Below are 3,002 nucleotides of genomic sequence, written 5' to 3'. Positions count from 1 at the left end.
TTTCAATAAGAAATTCAAAATCTACTCATAATACTTGAGATGGTATAACTTTATATTCTTATGGAGAAATTATAAATACAGAGATTAGTGATAATATAGAAAGATGAATTCATCATTATGGTAGAAACTCTTCACCATCAAATGAAGATACAGAACCTGATGAAAGATATGTTTTGATAAAAAACAATAAAGTATATAGAAATAATCTTATTGATAAAAAGAATTATGCATGAATTGAATTAAATTGATGAGGTGATGCGACTCTTCATGTTGAAGTTATTTGAAATACTATTAAAAGCAACTGGTGAAGTGCTATGACTGTTACTTCTATAAATAAAATAAATGATAAAAATTATAAATCAATAGTAAAAAATAATGATATATCTGATACAAAAAATAATAATGGTAGCACTTCATGAATTTGAAATTGAATATATGTTAGAAATTCAAATGTATTATCTATTGATTCAAATAATATTTATGATAATGAACATTACTGAATTTGGCTTAATAATTATGAGGATAAATATAAAATTGATAATATTGAAATCATTAATAATACTTTTTATGGAAACAATGAAGGTGCTTATCATATAGAAAAAGAAGATGATATAGATAATCTATCTATAAAAGATAATATTGAATAATAAAAATATATTTTATTAATTCTTAATATTGTTTGAGTATTAAAAATAATTAATTAAATTTATTATATAATAAATATTTTATGTTTTATTTGATGTCAGTCTTATTTTTAGTTGTGATTTTTACTACAAGTTTTTTTGTGGGTTTTGGTCCTATATTATCAAAATTTAATTCTTCTCAGAACATAAATATATATGAGACTATAATAGATACTTTTCAAAATAGACATATAAGTTCTTCAAATGTAGGTAGTGCTTATGTTATGTGATGAGTAATTTTTGTGGATCTTGAATGATGATGAACCTTATCAAAAATAAAAGATATAGAATATTTATATTTAGATACTTCTTATAATATTTGATCAAAATGATGATCTAATATGAATGTTTCTATGCCAGTTTTTTTACTATCTGAAGATGATATGAATAATTCAAATACTTTTTATACTTGATTAGATGAAAAATTTGAAAAGATTGAATTTGGTACTTGAGATTGAGAATATTCAAATTTATCTATACAATGAAATAATCAGTTTATATATTCAGGTAATAGTTATTATGATTTTGGTTGAATTAATGATTGAAATTGATGAAATAAAAAGTTAAATTTATATATTTGAAATATATATACATATTGTTTCTTGAGTAAAGCAAATTATTTACAATATTCTTGAATGTATTTACCAGATTATAAAGAATCTTGAGTTTATATAGATAAAAAATTAGAAGATAATATAACTTCTTTAAATAATTCTTATGGTTCTTGATACGATTTTTGAAATGATTTTCAATTATATAGTACATGAGGCATTAATTATTGAGATATGAATATATCTTGATACAATACTTGAACGATATATTCAATTAATGATATAGATTTAAATGTTTTTACATGAAATAATATAAATAATTTTTATATATTTGCATGATGAAATATTAATATTAAAGATCTTATTGTTTGAGATAATACTAATTTACATATATTTGCATGATGAGATATTAATATTGATAATTTATATAAAGATGCTAATGCGAAAATATATGAATATAATGAAAATCCTTGAATTTGTGTTTTATCAGATATAGATCAATGTAAAGATATAAAAGATTTCCCATCAGTATGATTTGATTCTATAAATATATATGATTTTTCTCATCCAGATGCAGAATGCAGTTTTGATATAGCAGTAGGTAAAGATCCTAATATTGATAATTATCCAAGTATAAAACAAAATCCTAAATTGGGAGTGTATTATCTTAGATGACAAAATTATTGATATATGCCAAATAATACAGATTACAATGTTTATATAACTAAACAAGGATCAGGTTATATATCTTGATATATGAATTCTAAATATGCTTCTTGAGCAAATATAACATTAACAGCAAATCCTGATTCTTGATGGAAATTTAATAGTTGGTCTTGAGATGAATGTGATTGATCAACAGATGTTGAATGTAATTTTACTATGCCATCAAATGATGTTAATATAACAGCAAATTTTGAACAAGAGGAAGCAGATTATTATACAATATTTTTTGATGAAATAAATGGTCTTGATATGTCTCAAATAAATATTCAAATTGATAGTAAATGAACAATATCTTGAGATCAAACAATTGACCTTATTAATTGAACTTATAATTATACAGCAAGTGCAAGTTGATATACAACAAAAACTTGAACTTTTACAGTGAGTTGAGCTGATCAAACTGTAAATATTGAATTGGATCCAGAAGTAATTACATCTAAATTAACAATTACTATTGACTGTCAAAATCCAAATGATGAAATAGAAATAGAAGGATTCAGTAATTGTCAATGTGATAGTAATAATATTGACAAAATTTGTGAATATAATATTAATAGTTGAGATACAGTAATATTAACTCAATTATTTCAACCATTACATAAATTTAATAGTTGGTCTTGAAATGAATGTAATTGATCAACAAATGATGAATGTAATTTTACTATGCCATCAAATAATGTTAATATAACAGCAAATTCTGAAGAAGTAATTACATATGAAATAAAATTTGATTTAATTCCAACAGGTGCACAAGTAGAAGTTGATTGAATAACATATACAAATTGATGAATGTGAAATTATGAAGATTGAAGTTATGAATATACAGCAAGTGCGAGTTGATATACAACAAAAACTTGAACTTTTACAGTGAGTTGAGCTGATCAAACAGTAAATATTGAATTGGATCCAGAAGTAATTACTTTAGCAGGATTAAAACATAAAATATATTTTTTATCTTGTATTTCAAATTCTGATAATGCATGTTTATCAAATAAAGATTGTTGTATTTTTTTATTATTTTCTGCTTTTTTCTTTAATTCTT

The 3,002-nt window shown here is 22.4% G+C and carries 2 protein-coding genes; both read left to right on the top strand.

The features are described from left to right. On the top strand, positions 1–647 hold a 647-nt coding region (locus VAMP_RS04965; RefSeq protein ID WP_213349844.1), incomplete at its 5' end, for a right-handed parallel beta-helix repeat-containing protein. A 92-nt stretch (positions 648–739) separates the two neighbouring features. Next, positions 740–3,002: InlB B-repeat-containing protein (locus VAMP_RS04960; protein ID WP_439099517.1), on the top strand; the 2,263-nt coding region annotated here is incomplete at its 3' end.

Source organism: Candidatus Vampirococcus lugosii (genome assembly GCF_018420025.1).
GTDB lineage: Bacteria > Patescibacteriota > Gracilibacteria > Absconditabacterales > Absconditicoccaceae > Vampirococcus > Vampirococcus lugosii.
This window is presented reverse-complemented; position numbering and strand designations above follow the sequence as displayed.